General features: G+C 62.6%; 20 protein-coding genes. 12 read left to right on the top strand and 8 right to left on the bottom strand.

The annotated features are described in order from the left end of the window. Positions 1-104 precede the first annotated feature (104 nt). The gene (locus P0D96_RS18585; RefSeq protein WP_408314715.1) at positions 105-986 is read left to right on the top strand and encodes an aldo/keto reductase family oxidoreductase; all 882 of its coding nucleotides are present in this window, start codon (positions 105-107) and stop codon (positions 984-986) included. A gap of 18 nt (positions 987-1004) precedes the next feature. Here the strand turns inward: P0D96_RS18585 and P0D96_RS18590 are convergent, their stop codons facing one another. Continuing rightward, complete coding sequence (locus tag P0D96_RS18590) at positions 1005-1913, bottom strand: LysR family transcriptional regulator (protein WP_408281774.1); 909 nt, start codon at positions 1911-1913, stop codon at positions 1005-1007. 71 nt (positions 1914-1984) lie between these two features. Here P0D96_RS18590 and P0D96_RS18595 point away from each other — a divergent pair, with 71 nt between their 5' ends. Together P0D96_RS18595 and P0D96_RS18600 are read left to right on the top strand one after the other, a co-directional pair. After that, positions 1985-2761 (top strand): NAD(P)H-dependent oxidoreductase, encoded by a 777-nt coding sequence (locus P0D96_RS18595; protein ID WP_408314717.1) that lies wholly within the window; start codon positions 1985-1987, stop codon positions 2759-2761. Positions 2762-2948: 187 nt separating this feature from the next. Then, the gene (locus tag P0D96_RS18600; protein ID WP_408177066.1) at positions 2949-3803 is read left to right on the top strand and encodes an alpha/beta hydrolase; all 855 of its coding nucleotides are present in this window, start codon (positions 2949-2951) and stop codon (positions 3801-3803) included. Positions 3804-3851: 48 nt separating this feature from the next. Here the strand turns inward: P0D96_RS18600 and P0D96_RS18605 are convergent, their stop codons facing one another. Continuing rightward, positions 3852-5144 carry an aspartate carbamoyltransferase gene (locus tag P0D96_RS18605; protein WP_132382421.1) on the bottom strand — a complete coding sequence of 431 codons (1293 nt, stop codon included), beginning with the start codon at positions 5142-5144 and terminating at the stop codon, positions 3852-3854. A gap of 385 nt (positions 5145-5529) precedes the next feature. Here P0D96_RS18605 and dapA point away from each other — a divergent pair, with 385 nt between their 5' ends. Beyond that, positions 5530-6453, top strand: coding sequence for a 4-hydroxy-tetrahydrodipicolinate synthase (dapA, locus tag P0D96_RS18610; RefSeq protein WP_408281766.1), 924 nt, complete (start codon positions 5530-5532; stop codon positions 6451-6453). A 101-nt stretch (positions 6454-6554) separates the two neighbouring features. Beyond that, the gene (locus P0D96_RS18615) at positions 6555-6824 is read left to right on the top strand and encodes a hypothetical protein (RefSeq protein ID WP_408177070.1); all 270 of its coding nucleotides are present in this window, start codon (positions 6555-6557) and stop codon (positions 6822-6824) included. Positions 6825-6834: 10 nt separating this feature from the next. On the opposite strand, the gene P0D96_RS18620 is transcribed toward P0D96_RS18615, so the two are convergent. From P0D96_RS18620 to P0D96_RS18630, 3 genes are all read right to left on the bottom strand, one after another. Continuing rightward, positions 6835-8433, bottom strand: a complete 1599-nt coding sequence (locus tag P0D96_RS18620) for a SagB family peptide dehydrogenase (protein WP_408314719.1) — start codon at positions 8431-8433, stop codon at positions 6835-6837. 199 nt (positions 8434-8632) lie between these two features. Beyond that, positions 8633-8887, bottom strand: a complete 255-nt coding sequence (locus P0D96_RS18625; protein ID WP_408177073.1) for a hypothetical protein — start codon at positions 8885-8887, stop codon at positions 8633-8635. Positions 8888-9181: 294 nt separating this feature from the next. Next, positions 9182-9499 (bottom strand): hypothetical protein, encoded by a 318-nt coding sequence (locus tag P0D96_RS18630; RefSeq protein WP_132382427.1) that lies wholly within the window; start codon positions 9497-9499, stop codon positions 9182-9184. Between the two features lie 913 nt (positions 9500-10412). Between P0D96_RS18630 and P0D96_RS18635 the strand changes: the two genes are divergently transcribed. The 3 genes from P0D96_RS18635 to phaP all read left to right on the top strand — a co-directional run bounded on the left by P0D96_RS18635 (position 10413) and on the right by phaP (position 11990). Further along, positions 10413-10631, top strand: a complete 219-nt coding sequence (locus tag P0D96_RS18635; RefSeq protein ID WP_132382429.1) for a hypothetical protein — start codon at positions 10413-10415, stop codon at positions 10629-10631. A 432-nt stretch (positions 10632-11063) separates the two neighbouring features. Beyond that, entirely contained in the window at positions 11064-11261 is a 198-nt protein-coding gene (locus P0D96_RS18640; protein WP_408177074.1) for a hypothetical protein, read from the top strand. A gap of 162 nt (positions 11262-11423) precedes the next feature. Next, on the top strand, positions 11424-11990 hold the full coding sequence (phaP, locus tag P0D96_RS18645; RefSeq protein WP_408314793.1) for a TIGR01841 family phasin: 567 nt from the start codon (positions 11424-11426) through the stop codon (positions 11988-11990). Between the two features lie 221 nt (positions 11991-12211). Here phaP and P0D96_RS18650 read toward each other — a convergent pair whose 3' ends face one another. Then, positions 12212-12415 carry a hypothetical protein gene (locus P0D96_RS18650; protein ID WP_408177077.1) on the bottom strand — a complete coding sequence of 68 codons (204 nt, stop codon included), beginning with the start codon at positions 12413-12415 and terminating at the stop codon, positions 12212-12214. A gap of 1295 nt (positions 12416-13710) precedes the next feature. On the opposite strand from P0D96_RS18650, the gene P0D96_RS18655 reads away from it, so the two are divergent. After that, positions 13711-14802 carry a TIGR03118 family protein gene (locus tag P0D96_RS18655; protein WP_408177079.1) on the top strand — a complete coding sequence of 364 codons (1092 nt, stop codon included), beginning with the start codon at positions 13711-13713 and terminating at the stop codon, positions 14800-14802. A 164-nt stretch (positions 14803-14966) separates the two neighbouring features. Here P0D96_RS18655 and P0D96_RS18660 read toward each other — a convergent pair whose 3' ends face one another. Together P0D96_RS18660 and P0D96_RS18665 are read right to left on the bottom strand one after the other, a co-directional pair. Continuing rightward, positions 14967-17042, bottom strand: coding sequence for a putative bifunctional diguanylate cyclase/phosphodiesterase (locus P0D96_RS18660; protein WP_408314795.1), 2076 nt, complete (start codon positions 17040-17042; stop codon positions 14967-14969). 75 nt (positions 17043-17117) lie between these two features. After that, a complete protein-coding gene (locus tag P0D96_RS18665; protein WP_408314721.1) occupies positions 17118-17552 on the bottom strand; it encodes a rhodanese-like domain-containing protein in 435 nt (144 codons plus the stop codon). A gap of 132 nt (positions 17553-17684) precedes the next feature. Here P0D96_RS18665 and ftrA point away from each other — a divergent pair, with 132 nt between their 5' ends. The 3 genes from ftrA to P0D96_RS18680 all read left to right on the top strand — a co-directional run bounded on the left by ftrA (position 17685) and on the right by P0D96_RS18680 (position 20318). Further along, positions 17685-18650: a transcriptional regulator FtrA gene (gene ftrA / locus P0D96_RS18670; RefSeq protein ID WP_408314723.1), complete on the top strand. Its 966-nt coding sequence runs from the start codon at positions 17685-17687 to the stop codon at positions 18648-18650. Positions 18651-18737: 87 nt separating this feature from the next. Then, on the top strand, positions 18738-19058 hold the full coding sequence (locus P0D96_RS18675) for a hypothetical protein (RefSeq protein ID WP_408314725.1): 321 nt from the start codon (positions 18738-18740) through the stop codon (positions 19056-19058). A 45-nt stretch (positions 19059-19103) separates the two neighbouring features. Then, positions 19104-20318 (top strand): DUF2252 domain-containing protein, encoded by a 1215-nt coding sequence (locus P0D96_RS18680; protein WP_408314797.1) that lies wholly within the window; start codon positions 19104-19106, stop codon positions 20316-20318. Positions 20319-20402: the final 84 nt, after the last annotated feature.

The following is a 20402-nucleotide window of genomic DNA, read 5'->3' on the forward strand; positions in this document are numbered from 1 at the left end:
GGCGATTGTGCAGAATTTTAAACAACCCGTACACGTTAGACGGCTTTATTTAACAATGCAACCACGTCCATACTGGCGTTCAACCACTCACCAAGGAGCGCGTCATGTCGAATCTCATCACCACGGACACCTTTCCGCTCGCCGGCCGCTCGGTACGCCGCATGGGCTACGGCGCCATGCAACTGGCCGGCCCCGGCGTATTCGGGCCGCCGAAGGATCGCGATGCAGCGCTCGCCGTGTTGCGCGAAGCGGTGGCGTCGGGCGTCAACCACATCGATACGAGCGACTTTTACGGGCCGCACGTCACCAACCAGTTGATCCGCGAAGCGCTGCATCCTTATCCCGGCGACCTCGTGATCGTCACCAAGGTGGGCGCGGTGCGCGGCAGCGACGGCGCGTGGCTGCCGGCATTCGAACCGGACGATATCGAGCGCGGCGTGCACGACAACCTGCGCAATCTCGGCCTCGATGTGCTCGAGGTCGTGAACATGCGGATAATGGGCAGCGTGCATGCGCCCGCCGAGGGTTCGATCGAAAAGCAGGTCACGGCACTGGCCGAACTTCAGCGACGTGGACTCGTGCGTCATATCGGCTTGAGCAACGTGACGGCGACGCAGATAACGGAGGCGCAGCGCATTGCCGAGATCGTCTGTGTGCAGAATCACTACAACCTGGTGCACCGGGAAGACGACGCACTGATCGAGGAACTCGCGGGGAAGGGGATCGCGTATGTGCCGTTCTTCCCGCTTGGCGGGTTCACGCCGATTCAGTCGTCAGCGCTGTCGGACATTGCACAAACACTCGGCGCCACGCCGATGCAAGTCGCGCTCGCTTGGCTGTTGCAGCGGGCACCGAACATTCTGCTGATTCCCGGCACGTCGAGCGTCGGGCATCTGCGTGAAAATCTGCGGGCGTCGCAACTGAAATTGTCCGCCGAGGTGTGCGCGAAACTGGATGCGATCGGTCTCGCCAACGGCGAAGCGTGATCGCAAAGCATTGCGATTTCACACCGAATTCGCGATGGTCTCCCGCAGCCACTGATGTGCCGGATCGCGGTGTGAGCGCTCATGCCAGAGCATCGCGATCTCGTAGCCCGGCACATCCAGTGGCGGCTCCACCACCCGCAGCGCGCTGTTGTCGCGTACCAGCCGTTCCGGAAGCATGCCCACCAGGTCGGTGCTTGCAAGAGCCGACAGCATGAACAAAAAGTGCGGCACGGACAGCACGACCCGACGCGTCATGCCGGCCTTCGCGAGCGCTTCGTCCGTCGCGCCGGCAAACCCGCCGCCGTCCGGCGATACGATCACGTGCTCCAGTTTGCAGAACTGCGCGAGCGTCGGCCGGCGCTTCAGACGCGGGTGACCCGCGCGGCCCACTAGAACATAGCGCTCGGCGAACAGCACCCGGTGGCGCAATCCTTCTGGCGCGCCTTCGCTGGTATGAAATCCCAGATCGATCTCCCCTTGTTCTGCTTGCCGCGCAATACGTGGCGGAGCCAATTCGACGACGGCGAGGCGCGTGCCCGGCGCCGCCGCGCGCAAGCCGGCCAGCGCGGGCAGGATGATCGTCAATTCGACGTAGTCGGTCGCGGCAATGCGCCAGCTTTGCGTTGCTTCGGCGGGATCGAAAGGGCGCGCCGGCGCCACCGCGCGTTCGAGTGCTTCGAGCGCTTCGCGCAAGGGTTCGCGCAACGCCTCGGCGCGCGCGGTGGGCCGCATGCCGCGCGGTCCGGGCAGCAACAGCGGGTCGCCAAGGACATCGCGCAGTTTGGCCAGATGCACGCTGACCGACGGCTGCGAGAAGTTCAGCCGCTCCGCCGCGCGCGTGACATTGTGCTCCGACAGCAGCACGTCGAGCGTGACGAGCAGGTTGAGGTCGAGTCTCCTGAGATTATTCATGGCTATACCTGACATATTGGCAATTCATTTCCAATATACCGGAGCGCGGTCTATCTTTGGTTTCTTTCAACCATGAAGGCCATGTGATGAACGTTCTTCTTGTTTATGCGCACCCGGAACCCAAGTCGTTGAATGGGGCGCTCAGGGACTTTGCGGTCAAACGTCTTGAAGATGCCGGACACACCGTTCAGGTATCCGACCTGTACGCAATGCAGTGGAAAGCATCGCTCGATGCGCACGACAGCCTCGCGAAACAACCCGGCGAGCGCTTTGATCCGGCGCTCGACTCGAAGCATGCGTTCGAGAACGGGCTGCAGAGCAAAGACATCGAACTCGAACAGGAAAAGCTGATGTGGGCGGATGCAGTGATCCTGCAGTTTCCGCTCTGGTGGTTCACCATGCCGGCCATCCTGAAAGGCTGGGTGGAGCGTGTGTATGCGTACGGCTTTGCATACGGCGTCGGCGAGCATTCCGATGCGCGCTGGGGCGAGCGCTACGGCGAGGGCAAACTCGCCGGCAAGCGCGCGATGGTGATGGTCACGACGGGTGGTTGGGAATCACACTACAGTCCTCGCGGCATCAACGGTCCGATGGACGACGTGCTGTTCCCGATTCAGCACGGCATTCTGTATTACCCCGGCTTCGACGTGTTGCCGCCGTTCGTGATCTACCAGACGAGCCGCATCGACGAAACGAACTATCCGGAGGTGCGTGATGCACTCGGGCAACGGCTCGACGATCTTTGGACCACAGCGCCGATTCCGTTCCGGCCGCAGAACAGCGGCGCATACACGATTCCGGAACTGACGCTGCGGGCCGATATCGAGCCCGAAAAGGTCGGGTTCGGTGCGCACGTCGAATAGGATCCTGACGGGGCGCGCGTAGTAGGTTCTTCATACAAGGAGGCGCGCCTCTTGTCGCGACCCCAAGCTGACGGGATCGTATGTTTCGCTGAAATTTGGTTGTAAGTCGCCGTTGCTAGAGTCGTCCACAGAATTGTGCCGCCGTATGCCGGACAGTGGACACCTGGAAAGGGAAGAGCGACAAACCATGAATAAAGCTCGTGCGTTCTGGCTCATTCTGACGCTGCTTTTTATGACGCCCGCCTGGGCGTTTCAGTCGCGCGTCGTCACCATTCCGAGCGCGGCCATGCATAAGTCGCTCGAAGCGACCGTCGTGCTGCCCGATCAATATGCGCGCGGCAAAGCGGACGACCGCTTTCCGGTCGTCTATCTGCTGCACGGCTCGGGCGGCGACTACACCGACTGGACCTCGAATTCGCAGATCGGCAAGCTGGCCGACCGCTATCACGTGATACTCGTGATGCCCGATGGCGGCCACGAAAGCTGGTACATCGACAGTCCGGTCGATCCGCACAGCCGCTACGAAACCTATGTGGGCACTGAGGTGGTGGGTTACGTCGACGCGCATTTCCGCACGATCGCGACGCGTCAGGCGCGCGCCATTACCGGCTTGAGCATGGGCGGCTTCGGCGCCTTGCATATCGCGCTGGACCGGCCGGACGAGTTCGGCGCCGCGGGCAGCATCAGCGGTGCTGTGGATCCGCGTGGCTGCGAGGACGAGCCGGGCATCGACCAGGTATTCGGCGATCCGATGCGGCATGCCGACTTCTGGAACAACGAGGCGATCGTCGAGAATGCGCGCAGTTTCGGCAACGCGCATATCGCGCTCACGATCGACTGCGGGGTGAACGACTCGCTGGTGCAATCGAACCGCACGCTGCACGAGCGGCTGGTCGAACTCGGCGTGCCGCACGACTACGCGGAGCGGCCCGGCGGCCACACCTGGAAGTACTGGGCCAACGCGGTGCAGTATCAGGTGCTGTTTTTCGCCGGGACGTTCAAGCGCAACGGGGCCACTACTGCGGCAAGCGCCGCAGCTTGAGGCTGTGCCCGCGCGCAGCGGGGCGGTTTCAAGCCGCCCACTTTTCCATCAATCGATGCCGTGAAACACCGCATCGTCCGGGCCGAGATAGGCGGGCGGGCGCCACGCCGCATCGCGCATGGAGTGCTGGACCAGTTTCTCGACGCCCAACAGCACCGCGAAAATCGCCATCCGCACCGGAATGCCGTTATCGGTTTGCCGGAAAATCGCCAGCCGTGAATCGTGATTCAGGTCCACGCTAAGATCGTTGGCGCCTGGCCGGCTGTCGCGCGGCAGCGGGTGCATGATCAGCGTATCGGCGCCGCACACGCCATCCACCAGCGCCTGATTGATCTGGAAATCCGGCGTGTAGCCTTCGAACGATTCGTCGGTGAAGCGCTCTTTCTGGATGCGCGTGGCGTACACCACGTCGGCGCCGCGCAGTCCGGCGGTCAGATCGTGGGTCTGCTCGATCACGTGGTCGTTGCGCGAAATCTGCTCGATGATATAGCTCGGCATTTCGAGCATGGGCGGCGAGATCAGCGTGAACTTGATGCCGCGGTAAAGCGCCAGCAGCTTGACCAGCGAGTGCACGGTGCGCCCGTATTTGAGGTCGCCGACCAGCGCGATATGCGCGCCGTCGACGATCTTGCCGAGGCGCGAGAACTCGCGCTGAATCGTGTACAGATCGAGCAGCGCCTGGCTTGGGTGTTCGCCCGGGCCGTCGCCGCCGTTGATCACCGGCACGTTGGTGGCGCGCGCGAATTCGGCCACCGAGCCTTGCTCCGGATGGCGGATCACCAGTGCGTCCACGTAGCCGCTCATCACGCGGCTGGTGTCGTAGATCGACTCGCCCTTGGCCATCGACGAAAACGTGAAGCCGGTGGTGTCGCAGACCGATCCGCCCAGCCGGCAGAACGCCGCGCCGAAGCTCACGCGGGTGCGCGTGCTGGCTTCGAAGAACAGATTGCCGAGCACCGCGCCTTCCAGCACACGGGAGATTTTGCGGCGCCGGGCGATCGGCTGCATGATGTCGGCCACGCGAAACAGCGCCTCCACCGAGTCGCGCGAGAATTGATCCACCGAGAGCAACTGCGGCTTGCCCTCAAACAGCATCTGGCTGGCGAGCGACTGTGAGTCTACGCTTTGCGTATACTTATCGCCCGGCTCGCCGTTCACCACGATTTCCGACACGAAGCGCTCGACGATCTCCGGCATGGCCCGCGATTCCTGCGAGTCGTCCGGCAGGAGCCATGTATCGAGCGCCCGGCGCGACACGCCGATGCGGCTCGCGAACGTGTCGCGCGTCATGTTCAGGCGACGCATCGCATCGCGTAGGAAGGCTTGTTGCGGGACGCTCATGGGGCACCTGTCTGAAGAGGGGATGGCGGGCTGATGTACGCGGTGCGTATATTAGTTTTCCTGCGGCAGAAGTCAAGCAATTTCGCGATGGACTTTGCCAAGCCGCGCCGGTCGCGGTTACACTGCGTCTCATGCATTCCGGCCCAACGCTCAGACTCCGCCCGTCGACTTCCGCACGTCTCGCTCACGCGAGCGTCGCCGTCGCACGCGCGTGGGGTTCGAACGCCGGCGCCAAAGCCAAAAAACAGCCGCTCATCTGACCGGAGCTCGCTGTTCCGTCAGATGTGCGACGGAACAGCCGGTCAACGCCCGCCTGGGCACTTTCCTGTCTTTCCTCCCTCGCACTGCCTGACGGAATCGATACGGTCGTCATCGAGGTAAAGACATGTCTATTTTTTCGGGTATCTGGGTTCCGCTCATCACGCCATTCGCCGACGGCGCCGTCGATCACGCCGCCTTGCGCGCGCTGGTGCGCCGCTATACCGGCGCGGGCATCGCCGGGCTGGTCGCGCTCGGCACGACCGGCGAACCCGCCGCGCTCGACGCCGCCGAACAGGACGCCGTGCTGGCGACGATTCTCGACGAAGCGCAGGCCGCCGCCCATCTCGCGCAGGATGGGCGAGCGTTGCCGGTGCTGGCCGGCGTGTCGGGCAATCACACGGCGAGCATGCGCGAGCGCATCGAGCAATTGAACGCGCTGCCGGTTGCCGGCGTGCTGATGGCCGCGCCGTATTACATCCGGCCTTCGCAGGCGGGGATCCTCGGCCATTTCATGGCACTTGCCGATGCCAGCGAGAAGCCGGTCGTCCTGTACGACATTCCGTATCGAACCGGCGTGCGGCTCGAACTCGACACGCTGCTCACGCTCGCGGCGCATCCGCGGATTCAGGCGGTGAAGGATTGCGCCGGTTCGCTCGACACCACGCTCGCGCTGATTCGCGACGGCCGCTTGCAGGTGCTCACCGGCGAGGACATCAATATCTTCAATACCTTGTGTCTCGGCGGCAGCGGGGCGATCGCGGCGTCCGCGCATGTGCGGCCCGAGCGCTTCGTCGAGATGTATCGCGCGCTCGCGGCGGGGCGGCTCGCCGAAGGCCGGCGCATTTTCCATTCGCTCGCGCCACTGATCCAGGCGCTGTTCGCCGAACCGAATCCCGCCCCCGTCAAGGCCTTGCTGGCCGCGCAAGGCCTGATACGCGACGAACTGCGCATGCCGATGACGCGCGCCAGCGGTGCGCTGATCGAGCGGCTCGAAGCGCTGGCTGAACGGGAGCGGAGCGAGTCGCAGGAGACCGAAGTATCGGTTTGAGTGAGGCGATTCATTCAATATTCCGGTCGTTTTCCCGGTCGACGCACCGGGATTTCTGGCCGGCATCGAGGACGATGGGTCGAGCGGCGCCCGCCCACATCATGAAGGCCCACATCAACATGGGCGGTGGCCGCGACGGCGACGAGGTGGCGGCCCGGACCAGCGCGGACGTCAACTTCATGGACCGGCAGATCGGGGTCGGCGTCCTCGACGGCAGCAAACGTGAGGACGACCCTGCGCGCCGCGTGGCCAGGGAAATTCGCCGGGCCCGACGATCTCGCCGCGCATCGATAAGGAAAACGAAGACTATGTGTGACGTTCAATCGCCGGGCGCTCGTGGGGAATACCGCCTCGCCACGATCGCGACGTGAGGCTCTCGCTTCAAGGTTGAACCTCATACGGTGGACATGTGGACAGGCGCTGATCGTCTACCGCACCGCCGACGGTGAAGTGATACAGGCTTTGCCAGGTGTGATCCGCTACGCCGAGCAGTGCGTGCATTTCATCGTCGAAGAAGCAGCCAATCCCTGTCGCGCGCACGCCGGCGGCTTCGGCTTCGAGATAGAGCGCCTGGCCAAGAATGCCGCATTCCCAGAACAGATGGCGATAACGCCACGGCTGCTTCAACGCGGTTCCGAATTCCGCGATCATCCCCAACGCAAAGCAGGAATCGGCGCCGATATCCTGGTGACAGCAGATCAACTTTGCCGTCGCGCGCAAATCGTAAGGCAACAGAAGATAGAGCGGCAGATGATCAGGGCCGGTCTTTTGCCACAGCCACTCTGGACGTAGGGACCGCTTGAGATCCGGCAGCGCGCCCGGATTTCTCACGAACATATACAGACCCGGCTCCAGCTCGCCCACGCGATGCACCATTAGCGCTGCATGCACTGCTGCGGGAGACATCAGCGCATTCCACGGCGGCGTGTCATGACGTGGCAACAGGCACGCCAGCATGCTGAAAAACGCCGCCTCGGCGATGCGCGTCGTACCGTCGAAATTCACCGCGCTGCGGCGCTGCCGTGCGATCCTGGCAAAGCTGCGATCAAGGGCGGGCGACGTGGGTGACGGGTGCTCTTCCGGATTCGGCAAGGTCGCCTCGCGAGTATTGGGCTTATGAGTGGCGCGATGGATCGAATCGATATCCGGCCACTTCACATGTCCCGGACTCAGCTGATTCGCGTGTCCGTGCCACTGCGCGTTATCCAGGACGATCAGCATGCGCTCAAGATCAGGCCGCAATTCAGGGTTGCCGATCCAGAGCAAGGCATCCGGCGCTTCTGCCTCTGCCTGCCCGAAATCTTCTCCGCGGTTCAATCCAAGCAGGTTGGCCACTGCGTCGTCCGCAGCCGCCTCAATCAGCCGCGTCTGCCAGCCAAGCGCTGCCGCTGCGTAACTCATCGCGGCGATGACATGGCCGCAATCGTGCTGGCAGTAGCGCCAGGCGCGCATGCCGTACTTCCACGCCTCGCGCCAGAAAATCGAGCTTATGCCGACCAGGACGCCACCTGGCGGGAACGCCTCGGTCCATCGTTCGTCATCCACGGCAGCGCGACATTCAAGGGAGTGGTCACGGCTCTGGTAATGGTAGATCCCCGCGGACAAGCCGGGCAGCGTCGGACACAGAAGATAGCCCTCGGTCGGATGCAGATTTCCGCTCGAAGGGTTGCAGCGCAGTGCCCACCGCTGGGTGTCGTACGATTTCCACGCCGACAGGCCAAGCGAAACTTCGAACAGAATTGCCAGACTGGCAAGATCGAATCTGCGCGCGGGCGGCAAAGCGCCGCAGCGTAGTTCGTTGTAGTGTGTGGTGAGGCTATCCGCGGCCAACGGCAGACCAATGCGCGGTGCGCCGTGAAACACCCGGAACGGATCCGGTTGGGTTGCCCAGTCGAGTTTCCCGGGGCCAGGGGCATAGCCGCTGACGCGGTGCTTGCTGCGCTCGTGATATTCAAGCATCGCATGCTGTAACCGGTCCATGTTCCCCTCAGACCAGGAATATCCGCACATGCGACTGTACAAAGCCGGCTGGCTCGACGTTCGGGCGCGGTCGTCATCAAGTCGTGGAATGGAACGCGCTTCGGCAATTGCTATTGCGTTCGACGCCTCCTGTGCGATGCCCCGGCTATCGAGTTGTCTTCACGAAAGCAGGGGATGTTTTCGGCGCATATTTCACCCTTCAGGTGTCTTTGAAGGTTTTCGGGACCGCCGACTTCAAAAACTCGTGACCATCCCAGCTTAGCCGCCAGTCGCTACCCGTCGAGCGGACGAGATTTGCGTCGGCAAGCAGGCTCAACTGATACCACACACCCCGGTTTGAAACATCGAACGCATCCTTGAGCGCGCTTTCAATGTCAAATTCGCTGAGGTGCGGGGATTTGTTTTCCTCGAGAGTCTTCAGTATTGCGAATGCCAGATTCATATCGCGCTTCACGATCCCCTCCTGTCGCAGATAGGACATACCTCGAAACGGCGCCGCGGGTATAAGGTCCGCAATCATGCCGGGTGTGGCTTGCTGCACGGCTCTTTGCGCTTTCGCACAGTTCCACGAAAAGGGTGGCACGACGCGAGCCTCGCAGATCCACGACCGAGGTTCATTAGATGGAAAGCCAGCGAACGTCCCATCTAACTGGGAGGTTGTGGCCGACCAGCCATGGTCCCGTGCGGTCGTCGGGCATCGTGAGCCTGATTGCTTTGTTGTGCTGGTCGCGAGTGCGCTCTCTGGGATTCAACGCTTCGGTCCCCTCATACCCTCGTTTTCCATCGCGGCATGTCGCTCTTCGCTGGCTTCAATGGGTTCCATGGTCTCGTCGATCGAAGCTGTCGCGCGTTCTGTGGCCGCCTTCGTTTCGTCGACGGCGGAACCGAGTCCTCCGTCGTCGTCGCTCGGGGGCTCCAGCATGTCTCGAAGCATGGCCGCCAATTCCGGCGTGTTCCACGGTGCGCCATGCTGCTCTTTCTTCTTTATGTAGTGCCTGACTTCTGCGTCCTGCTCCGGCGTCAGGGGAAGACCTCGAAATGTGCTTTGAGGGGTAGCGTCGGTCATGGTATTGCTCCGGAATTTATCCCATTTTGAGTGTAGCCCTGTTGTGGCCAGCGAGCCTCAACTATCGGTCTGCGTATGGACTGATCCGTCCATTCGCATCGGCCCGTCCAGCGAGCAGACATTGCTGTTGGCACAGATACGAGCTCGGCGATTTGCGCAATTGCTGCTGATAGGGCACCTTGGAAACAAGCCCCAGGCGGGACAACGTCACGCGATGACATGGTTCAGCGCAGGGGTCTTGCGCAGATGGGACATATCTCAAGCGTGGCTTAGCGTCTTTTTGCGGCACCTGCAGGCGGTTTCGACCGCTCATGGCGATGCGCGCACCAATGCAAATTGCGACGGGTCATGAAGCGTGGCGGGAGCTATGACAAAACTGTCCGGACATCTTTTCATCGAGCGCGTGCACGAAAGCTGTACGCTGGTGGTTCCCGACTGCGACCGGATCGGACCCAGATAAGCACACGACATTCGGTTTTCACAACCCCAGGCGCAACTGCGACGGACTCGGGCACTGCGTCACGTTCTGGGATTATGGCGACGTCGTGAAGGGGAGCACGAATATCGGTGTCGAACAGACGGAAGGGCGGAAGATGCAACTGATCGAACCTGATGAACGCCAGGCTTTCCTGGCGACCAGAAGGTGAATTCGAACTGCTGGAAACGGATATGACTGACCCCAAGGGTGACGAGAACGTCATCTGTTCGGCGATGCCGACGCGGTAACATAATTTGCTCGATGAGCAGCATGATCGTCGGTACGGGTTGGCCACGCGGTGGGACTCAGGGATTCGCCCGACGCAGCGGTCCAGTTTCATACTGACGTGAAACGCCGTCCAGGCCGCAGCGATAAAATCGGCGATGCGGCAGCGATCGATTTCGCCAAATCAAGGGGGTATTGGTTATGGAGTGGATGGACGCGCGACCCGTAGTGCCGGGCTACTATTGGGTGCGATTTACGGACGACCGAACGCCGAAGCAGACCATCGCGGAAGTCGCGGAAGTGCCCGGGAACGGTTCACAGCAGTTAGTCGTGATCCTTCTGGGCGACGATGAAATATTGGAACTGGACGATTCGTTCTTCGACCGCGCACTGTTTGCTGGACCGATGGAACCTCCGCCGATGGAGTGACCGCCATAGCCGGACCGGCTGCCACTCCATCCGCAGAACTTCAAACCGTTGCAGTTCGTGCCGTATGGCGAAGACACCTCTAGAAGCCGCCCGAAATGACTGCGCGATGCGTGCGTGATACGAAATCCAGTCGGCTCGGGCTAAGGCGGTGATGACCTATTCAGCTTGACCGACGCGCCCCGCGTCTGAGCGCCTCTCCTCCGAAGAGCCATTGACGGCCCGGAGCTGATTTGCGCGCTGACGCACAATCATCTGACAAAAAGTAAAAAAACTTACTAAGATGAGAATTCGGGGGTGGCGGCGTACGCGTAGCCACCAGGCAGACTCGCACCTGAAACTGTTTGATTTGCCGAATGCGGCTCACGCCGTCTGCGTGACAGTGGTCGTTCATCCCGTCCGGCGCCTTTGATCCTGCTCACCTCGGAGACGCATATGCTGAGCCCCCATGAATTTGCGACCTTGATGCTCGTCAAGGACACCTCCGATCCAGCCGGACTGGATCGCGCGGAGTTGGACGCCCTGGTGGAGCACCAACTCGTCGCGCTGGAAAAACTTGCTTCCGGAGGAGAGCGTTTTTCCATCACCTGCGATGGGGATTCCATTCTTCAGGCCGTCGCCCGGATCAGTTGAACGACTGCCGCACCTGTCGTACCGCCTGGACAGAAGCGGTGGCGTGCGTTTGAGCCTGTGCAGAAAAACCGGTGCGACGCCCACACTTTTGTCGATCTATTCACGCGATCCTGCCTGCCCGTCCGTGGAACCTGTGTCGGATCGCCATTCAGGAGCTTCATGATGAATCTGTTGACACCTGAACAAGTCGCTGCGGCCCAGCGAGCCAACCTCGGCGTTCTCTTCAGCCTGACCAGTCAGTTTGTCGAGGGTACCGGGAAGCTGGCAGCGCTGCATCTGACAGCGATCAGGTCGAGCCTGGCGGAAACCCGGGAGATCGCGGTAAAAGCGCTTTCCGCCAACGGGCCGCAGGAGTGGTTCGCGCTGCAGGCCGCCATCGCCACGCCGATGGCGGAAAAAGCGCAATCGTACAGTAGTCACGTGCTCGAGATCGTCTCGGCTACGCAGGCCGAATGTCTGCGCATTGCGCAGACATCGCATGAGGCGTACAACGGCCGCGTGCAGGCGCTCGTCGAGGACGCCGCCAGGAATGCACCGGCGGGCTCCGAGGCCGCCATCGCCGCGTGGAAGTCGGCGATTGCTACCACCAGCACGCTGATCGAAACGTTGCAGAAAACAGGCCAGCAAGCGGTACAACTCGCCGAAAGCAACTTTGAGGCTGCGACGGCCGCGGCCTCGAAGGCTGCCCGACGCACCACCGAGCAGGCGTCGGCTGGCGCGAAGCGGTAACGCCCGACGCGGGCTGCACGCCCGCATCCGTGAGCAACGTCATGCAAAGGACGTCCGATCGACATCGGCTCCGCTGAATGATTCCCGGACGGACGTCGCCGCTCTCCTTATGAGTGCGGCGCGACACGCCTCCCCGACGTCGACGAATCGACAACACGATACGAGCCGCGCAAGCGGCCGGATTGAAGCCATGCCCGACGGTACGGGCCATTTTCGACGGCCTATTTCATCGCGTCGATGCGGCGCTCCGCGTCGACGCGAGCCTGTTCGATTGCCTGCTCTGGCGTTCCCGCAGGCGTCTCCGGGTTTTTCCAATAGATGGGCGGTTTGGTCAACGTGTATGCCCAGTCCCACCTGCCGTCCTTCTGTTGGGTCACATAAACGCTGTAGTTGACCTCGTGGTACGAGTAATTGTGGCTGGCCATGAAGGTTTCTCTCGGAGTCTTTGAGAAATCCTAGCATGAAGGAACTATGTGTAAGCCGGCTCCCCGGCGCAGGTGAATCAGTGCTGCCCCGCGTTCAGGAACATCCAGAATTGTCGCGCCGGCCGCACCGGGGAGTGCGCGCAAATACGCCGCAGCAGTAACCGCAGGTGCAGTCCTCTTCGATGCGCGCATCGGGAGGCGACGCGTCGACGCGGAACTCTCTATCGTCGAACTTCGTGGCCGTCTCCGAAAGGGCGCGCTACTCGTCGTCGCGCTGGACCAGTTGCGGGCGTCCTGCCGGGTCTCGACCTATGTCCGCGAGCTTGTTCCGGTAGTCGCAGCCAAGACAAATGAAAAAAAATCCTTCCTCATCGATTTGGGGCTCGACCTCATCGACGGCGAACCGCGCATTGCAGTTTCGGCAAGTCCACATAGCTGTCTCCATCGCCGTGTTCGACGCTTCGCCGGATATCGAGGTTCGCAGAGGCGAGGCGGTAATTCATAACTTATGCTCTTTAAGCAACTTGCTGGCAAGAGCGAGCGCTGCATCTCGTGCCCGATCCTCACGCGCGAATTCCTGTTCAGTTTCGTGCGGATCGTCCGACTCAGGTTCAGCTCCCACTCGCCGCGGATGCACGATTCCCCGATAGTAGCCTGTCACAGTCTGCATCACGCGAACTCCCGTCACATGCGTGTGAGTTTCGTATATCTAACATTCCACAACAATGGGCGCGTATGCAAGCCGAAAGCGATTCGCGCGAGGGCACATCGAAGCGGATCTTCTGCACCGGGTAGTCGCAATACATGACCGAGCAACCGCCGATATTTGCCCAGTCCCGTTACCACTTCATCAACGTGACTGTGCCGGTCCGAGTAGCGTTTCATTCGTCGCGTTTCCCTTCGCAATGCTCAACAGTCAGCCGATGGTTTTCTATTCGCCGTCGCAGATCGTGCAGGATGCCACGCGCCATGGCGTGAAGGTGATTTGTAATTGCCGTTGAAAGTCAATTGCCATCTGAGCGCCGCGAGTGAATATCAACGTCCGTACGCACCGCCGCCTCGCAATGCGAACCTCAGGTAGCTCAAATACGGATCGCACGGAATAAACACGCGTGCTTGATCGTTCAATGCGCAATGACGACGAACCGCCGACGCGAAGGTCGAGGGGCAAGGATGCCATCCACGCCGCTCGCGGGTTGGTGCGCTCGTTCAGAACAGAAACGGGTCGACGCGCGTCGCCAATGGTTATGCCGCGCGGGGACTATAGGCAAATCATCCAAAGATCAGGAGGTGACATGCATAAGCTTGCAACTGTTTTCTCGCTTGCTGGAGCGGCCACGCTCGCACTTGCTGCGTGCGGCGGCAATTCAGACAACAATATGCCCACGCCGACCGCCGGTACATTCAAGTCGACCATTCTCGTGTCCGACGGCAGCGTCGCCGCGCCGCACGTCGACCCCAATCTGCAAAACGCCTGGGGCATTGCGTTCGGTCCGACCACCCCGGTCTGGGTATCGGATAACAATACACAGAAGTCGTCGCTGTATGACGGTAATGGCGTGGTGCAGTCGCTCGTCGTCACGCTACCGCCGGCCGCAAGCGGTCAACCCGCGAGTCCGACCGGTATCGTTTTCAACGGCACCACGGACTTCGCCGTCACGGCGAATGGCGCAACCGGCAACGCGGCATTCATTTTTGCCACCCTCGCCGGCACGATCGCGGCCTGGTCGCCCAAGGTGCTGCCGACGCAGGCTGTCACCGTTCACGATGACGGCGCGGGCGCAGCCGAATACACAGGCCTTGCGATTGCCAGCAACGCCGGCGCAAGCATGCTGTACGCCGCCGATTTCCATAACGGCAAAGTCGATATGTTCGACAAGACTTTCACGAAGGTCACGGTTGCCGGCGCCTTCAGCGACCCGAACGTACCTGCGGGTTTTAATCCGTTCGGCATCCAGGCCGTCGGCACTACGATTTATGTGGCGTATGCGAAGCTCGGGCCCGATGGTCACAGAGATCAAAGCGGTGCGGGCAACGGCGTGGTGGATGCGTTCGATACCGCCGGCCACCTGCTCAAGCGCATCGCCTCAAACGGGCCGCTCAATTCGCCGTGGGGGATCGCCATGGCGCCCGCCAATTTCGGCGCGTTCAGCAACGATCTGCTGATCGGCAACTTCGGCGACGGCACCATCAATGCGTTCGATCCTGCGACTGGCGACTCGAAAGGGCCGCTCACACAGGCCGATGGTTCGAAGGTGACGCAGCCAGGGCTCTGGGGCCTGGCGTTCGGCAACAACGCCGACAACCAGCCTTCCAACACGCTGTTTTTCGCGGCAGGTCCGACGGCGACGACGGGTGTCTATGGGCGCATCGATTCGTCGATGTAGCCGGCTGAAGGTCCAGGCGCTCGATGCGGGATTGTCAAGCATGGCGCCTGAGAAGGCGAGCGGTCCCATTCAAACGCCCATAGTGGAAACGAGATCCAGCGCCGGCCGCGGTGCGGCCGGCCGCATGGCCGTGCCGCGCCGCGCGCTTCAGACGATAGTCAGGCTCACGCGGCCACCATTCTTTCCCGCAGCAGGTTGCCGAAGTCGTCGGCGCTGAGCGGCTTGCCCAGCAGGAACCCCTGCATCTCATCGCACATCATCGTCTTGAGCATGTCGAGTTGCGATTCGGTTTCGACGCCCTCGGCCACCACGTCCATTTCCAGCGAGTGCGCGAGCGCGATGATCGCCGACACGATCGCGCTGCCTTCCGGGCCGTGCGCGTCGAGGCCGTTGGTGAAGAAGCGGTCGATCTTCAGTTGCTTGACGCGAAAACGCTGCAGATAGGCGAGGCTCGAATAGCCGGTGCCGAAGTCGTCGATCGCGATCTCGAAGCCGCTCGCCTGGAATTCGCGAATCATTTCGATGGTTTTGGGCGCGTCCTGCATGGCCACGGTTTCGGTGATCTCGAACATGATCTGCTCGCAGGCCACGCCTTCGGCCTCGACGATCTCGAGCATGCTCGCCACCAGGTTCGGCTGCAGCAACTGGCGCGGCGACAGGTTGATCGCCACTTTCATCGACGGCAGGCCTTGCGAGACCCATTGGCGAATCTGCCGGCAGGTTTCGCGCACGACCCAATAGCCGATCTGCACGATCTGCCCCGAGCGCTCGGCGATCGGAATGAACTCGAGCGGCGTCAACGTGCCGAGTTGCGGATGATGCAGACGGATCAGCGCTTCGGCGCCGGCCAGCGAGTTGCCGCTGCCATGAAACTTCGGCTGGAAGTGCAGCGAAAAATGACCGGCGGCGAGCGCGTCGTGCAACGCGTTCTGAATCTGCAGCGTGCGCGTGGCGGCTTCGTTCATGCTGCGTTCGAAGAAGCGATAGGTGCTGCGGCCCGCGCGCTTAGCCTCGTACATGGCGGCGTCGGCGTGCTTCAACAGCGTTTCGACGGTGTCGCCGTCGTGCGGATAGAGGGCGATGCCGATGCTCGGCATCACCTGCAGCGGTTGCGAGTCGGTCCACACGCCGAGGCGCATGCGCTCGAGCACGCCTTCAGCGAGCGCGCCGGCGTCTTCGCGCGAGCCGAGGTTTTCGGACAACACCACGAATTCGTCGCCGCCCAGCCGCGCCACGGTGTCGCTCGAGCGCACGCACAGCAGCAGGCGCTGCGCGAACGCGGTCAGGACCTGGTCGCCGGCCGAGTGGCCGAGCGAATCGTTGATGGTCTTGAAGCCGTCGAGGTCCATGAAGAGGATGGCGAACAGCGTGCGTTGCCGGCGCGCGCTGAGGATCGCGCGTTCGATGCGGTCGGTCAGCGTGCTTCGGTTCGGCAATCCGGTCAGCGTGTCGAGCGTGGCGAGCCGCACGATCTGGCCGTTCAGCTTCGACACCGCGCCGACCAGAAAGGCTGTGCGCGCATCGAAACGCGACAGCATCAGCGTGACGATCAGAATGGCAAAGGTAAGCAGGATCACCGAGGTCGCGAGCCACGTGGCGTTCACGCCTTTGGCCGCGCCGCAGACGGCGCCGAGCGGAAACTCCGCGGCGGCCATGGCGGCGTAATGCATGCCGGTGATCGCAACGCCCATCACCAGCGCCGCGGCCAGACGCTTGCGCACCACGTGGCGCGCGTCGTCGTTGCTGAGCGCGCGGGCCATCCACAGCGCGGCGGTCGACGCGCCGATCGCGATCGCGAGCGATGCCGCAAACCACGCCGGCCGATAGTGGATGCCCGGCGCCATCTGCATCGCTGCCATGCCGGTGTAGTGCATGCCGGCAATGCCGAAGCCCATCACCACGCCGCCCGCCAGCAGGCGGCCGGCGGTGAGCCGCACACGCGTCGTGACGTACAGGGCCAGATAGGAGGCGCCGATCGCGAGGCCGAGCGACGCGGCGGTCGTCGCGAAGTCGTAGCCGAGCGGAATCGGCAGCGAAAAGGCGAGCATCGCGATGAAGTGCATCGACCAGATGCCGACGCCGAGCGCCGCGGCGCCGCCCAGCCGCCAGACGTGCCGCAGCCGCGCCGATGCCAGCAGGAAAATGCGGCCGGTCAGATCGAGCGCCGTGTACGACGCGAGCGTCGCCACGACGAATGAGATGGTGACCAGCCAAAGGTTGTATGAGCTCTGCATGTTCAGTCCAACCGCCAGGAGGGAAGCGGCTGAACATGTTATCGACAGTTCGGGGCTTTTATTTAATTGATTTTCAATATGTTAGCCATTGGCGTCGGCCGTCTCGCCGGCGCGCGCCGCTTGTGCGAGGGCGAAGCCTTCGTCGAGCCAGCCGGTGATGCCGCCGCTCATCAGCTTGACGGGCCGCCCCAACTCGGCGAGACGCAGTGCGCCGCGCGCGGCGCCGTTGCAATGCGGACCCGCGCAGTACGTGACGAAGAGCGTCTTCTGCGGATAGCCGGCGAGCTTCGACGCCACAATCTTGCCGTGCGGCAGATTGAGCGCGCCCGGCACGTGACCCTGCGCGAACAGCGCAGGGCCGCGCACGTCGAGCAGCACGAAGCCGGGCGCGCCGCTCGCGAGCGTGTCGTGGACGTCGGCGCAATCGGTTTCGAACCGCAGCGAGTCCTGGAAGTGGGCTTGCGCGGCGGGGCTGTCGGCGGCGGGAATGGCGGTAACTGCGTTCAAGGTCGGCATGGTGAAGTGAGGTTCCGGTAGGAGCGGTGGGTGTGTAGTTGCCTGGCGATCGCGATTCGGACGCCTTCATTGTGGCGTTGCGCGCCACGCGGGATAAGTGGCGGAATCGTCAATCTCCGGTAACATCACGCCATGCACAATCATCTCGTCGTCGCGCTCGCCTACGATCGGCTCTGCACCTTCGAATTCGGCTGCGTGACCGAACTGTTCGCGCTCGAGCGTCCTGAGCTCGGCGTGGACTGGTATCGCTTCGCGGTCTGCGCAAGCGAGCCGGGCCCGATCCGGGCGGCGGGCGGCATCACGCTTGCCGCGCCTTATACGCTCAAGTTGCTGGAGCGCGCCGACACCATCGTCATTCCCGGCTGGCGCGATGCCGACGAAGTGCCGCCCGAACCGCTCCTGAAGAAAATCCGCGCCGCCTACGCGCGCGGCGCGCGCCTCTGTTCGATCTGCTCGGGCGTGTTCGTGCTCGCGGCGGCGGGCGTGCTCGACGGCAAGACCGTCACGACGCACTGGCGCTATGCCGAAAAATTGCAGCAGCGCTATCCGCAATTGCGCGTGCAGCCGGACGCGCTCTATGTCGACGAAGGGCAGATCATCACCTCGGCAGGTTCGGCGGCCGGGCTCGACATGCTGCTGCATCTGGTGCGGCGCGATCACGGCAGCGCGGTGGCGAACCGGGTCGCGCAGCGGCTCGTGGTGCCGCCGCATCGCGAGGGCGGCCAGGCGCAGTTCGTGCCGCGCCCCATGCCGCAGGACGACAGCGGTCGTCTGTCCAAACTGATGGACTGGGTGCGCAGTCATCCCGCTTTGCCGCACACGTTGCGCTCGCTCGCCGAGCGGGCGGCGATGAGCCCGCGCACACTGCAGCGGCAGTTTCACGATGCCACCGGCATGGCGCCTTATGAGTGGCTCGTGCGCGAGCGCGTGGCCATCGCGCGCGAGCTGCTCGAAGCGCAGGCGCCGCTGCCGATGGCGCGCGTCGCGGAACTGGCGGGATTCGGTTCCGAAGAATCATTGCGGCGGCATTTCCGGCGCATCGCATTGACGAGTCCGGGTGCGTATCGCAAGGAGTTCGGCGCGCGGGAAACGGTATAGACGCGCGCCCGTGTGGTGAGCAACACCCGCACCGAGAAAAACGCTAACCATGCAAACTAGTCTCGATCACCCGCCGCTCGTTTCATCGTGTCCTTCGCGTTGCTGTGGCTGCCGGCGCGGATCGGCGCGGCGCTTCTGCGGCGCTTCACAAAAATCGAGGACGACGCGATGTGGTCTACTGTGAAGCAGTCGACCGCCGCGCAGCCCACGCCGATGGTCGCGCTCGCCATCGCGGGAATGAACGATGTGCTCGACACGCAGGGCAATACGCCAGCCACGTGGTGGAACCGCATTCCTTATGCGGCGTGGGCGCTCATGATCGCCGACATCGACAGTCCGCGCGGTGGCGTGATTCGCGTGAAGCCGCTCAATCTGCATGCGCTTGCGGAGTCCATGCGCCCGCATTGAACGATGGTCGAGGCTCGCGCTGAGCCTCACATGCAAAGGAAACTCATGTTCGATATCGCCAGGACGATCGCCAGTTTCAACGCCGGTCGAGATCCCGAACGGCTCGCGATGAAATACAAGGCCATGCGCACATCACCGTTCGTGTTTTTGCGCGGCACATGTCACCTGTTTTACGAACGCCTGCCGCGCGACAAGGTGTTCGACGAGGCCCCGCCGGTGTGGATCTGCGGCGACATGCATCTGGAAAATTTCGGCAGCTACAAGGCCGACAATCGCCTCGTCTACTTCGATAACAACGACTTCGACGAAGCCTGTCTCGCGCCGAATCTCTACGAACTGGTGCGGCTGTTGACGAGCGTGCTGGTCGGCGCGAGCGATCTCAAGCTGAGCCGCGCGCAGGCGCTGGCGCTGTGCCACACCGCGCTGGAAGCGTATGGTGCGGCGCTCGCGTACGGCAAGTCGCGCTGGATCGAAGGGGAAACCGCGACCGGCATGGTGCGCGATCTGTTCGTCGCGCTCGCGAGCCGCACGCGGGTTGCGCATCTGGACCGGCGCACCACGCTCAAAGGCAAAACCCGCACGCTGAAAGTGGACGGCAAGAAAGCGCTGGCGGTCAGCGACACGCAACGTGCCGCCGTCACGCAGTTCATGCAGAAGTTCGCCGCGGGCGAGCCCAATCCCGACTTCTTTCGCATTCTCGACGTGGCGCGGCGGATTGCCGGCACCGGGAGTCTCGGCGTGGATCGTTACGTGATCCTCGTCGAAGGAAAAGGCTCGCCGGACGGCAACTATCTGATCGATCTGAAAGAGGCGCTGCCTTCTTCCGTGACGCCGCACTTGAGTACGCCGCAGCCGGCGTGGCAGACGGAAGCGCAGCGCGTCGTCGAGATTCAGCGGCGCAATCAGGCGGTCTCGCAGGCGTTCCTGCATGCGGTCGAATTCAATCAGCGCTCGTATGTGCTGCGCAGCCTGCAGCCTTCCGAAGATCGCGTGGCCTTGAGCGATTGGGACGGCAAGCTGCCGCGTCTCGAAGAGGTGGTCAACAGCATGGCCGAGTTGAGCGCATGGGCGCATCTGCGCAGCGGCGGGCGGCAGAAGTCGTCGATTGCAGACGAGTTGATTGCGTTCGGCAATCGTAAAGACTGGCAGTTGCCGTTGGTCAATATCGCGACGCAATGCGAGGCCCAGGTCGCGGCGGATTGGAAAACGTACTGTGAAGCCTACGACAGCGGCGTGTTCGACCTGACACCGAAGCCTTGAGATTGCGTCGCGCTGGCGGCGTATGACATCGTGACCGCCGCGCTTACAACGTCTTCGATTCGCCGCCGGCAGAGGCTCTCGGGA

The organism is Paraburkholderia sp. RL17-347-BIC-D (genome assembly GCF_046027915.1).
In the GTDB taxonomy this organism is placed as follows: domain Bacteria; phylum Pseudomonadota; class Gammaproteobacteria; order Burkholderiales; family Burkholderiaceae; genus Paraburkholderia.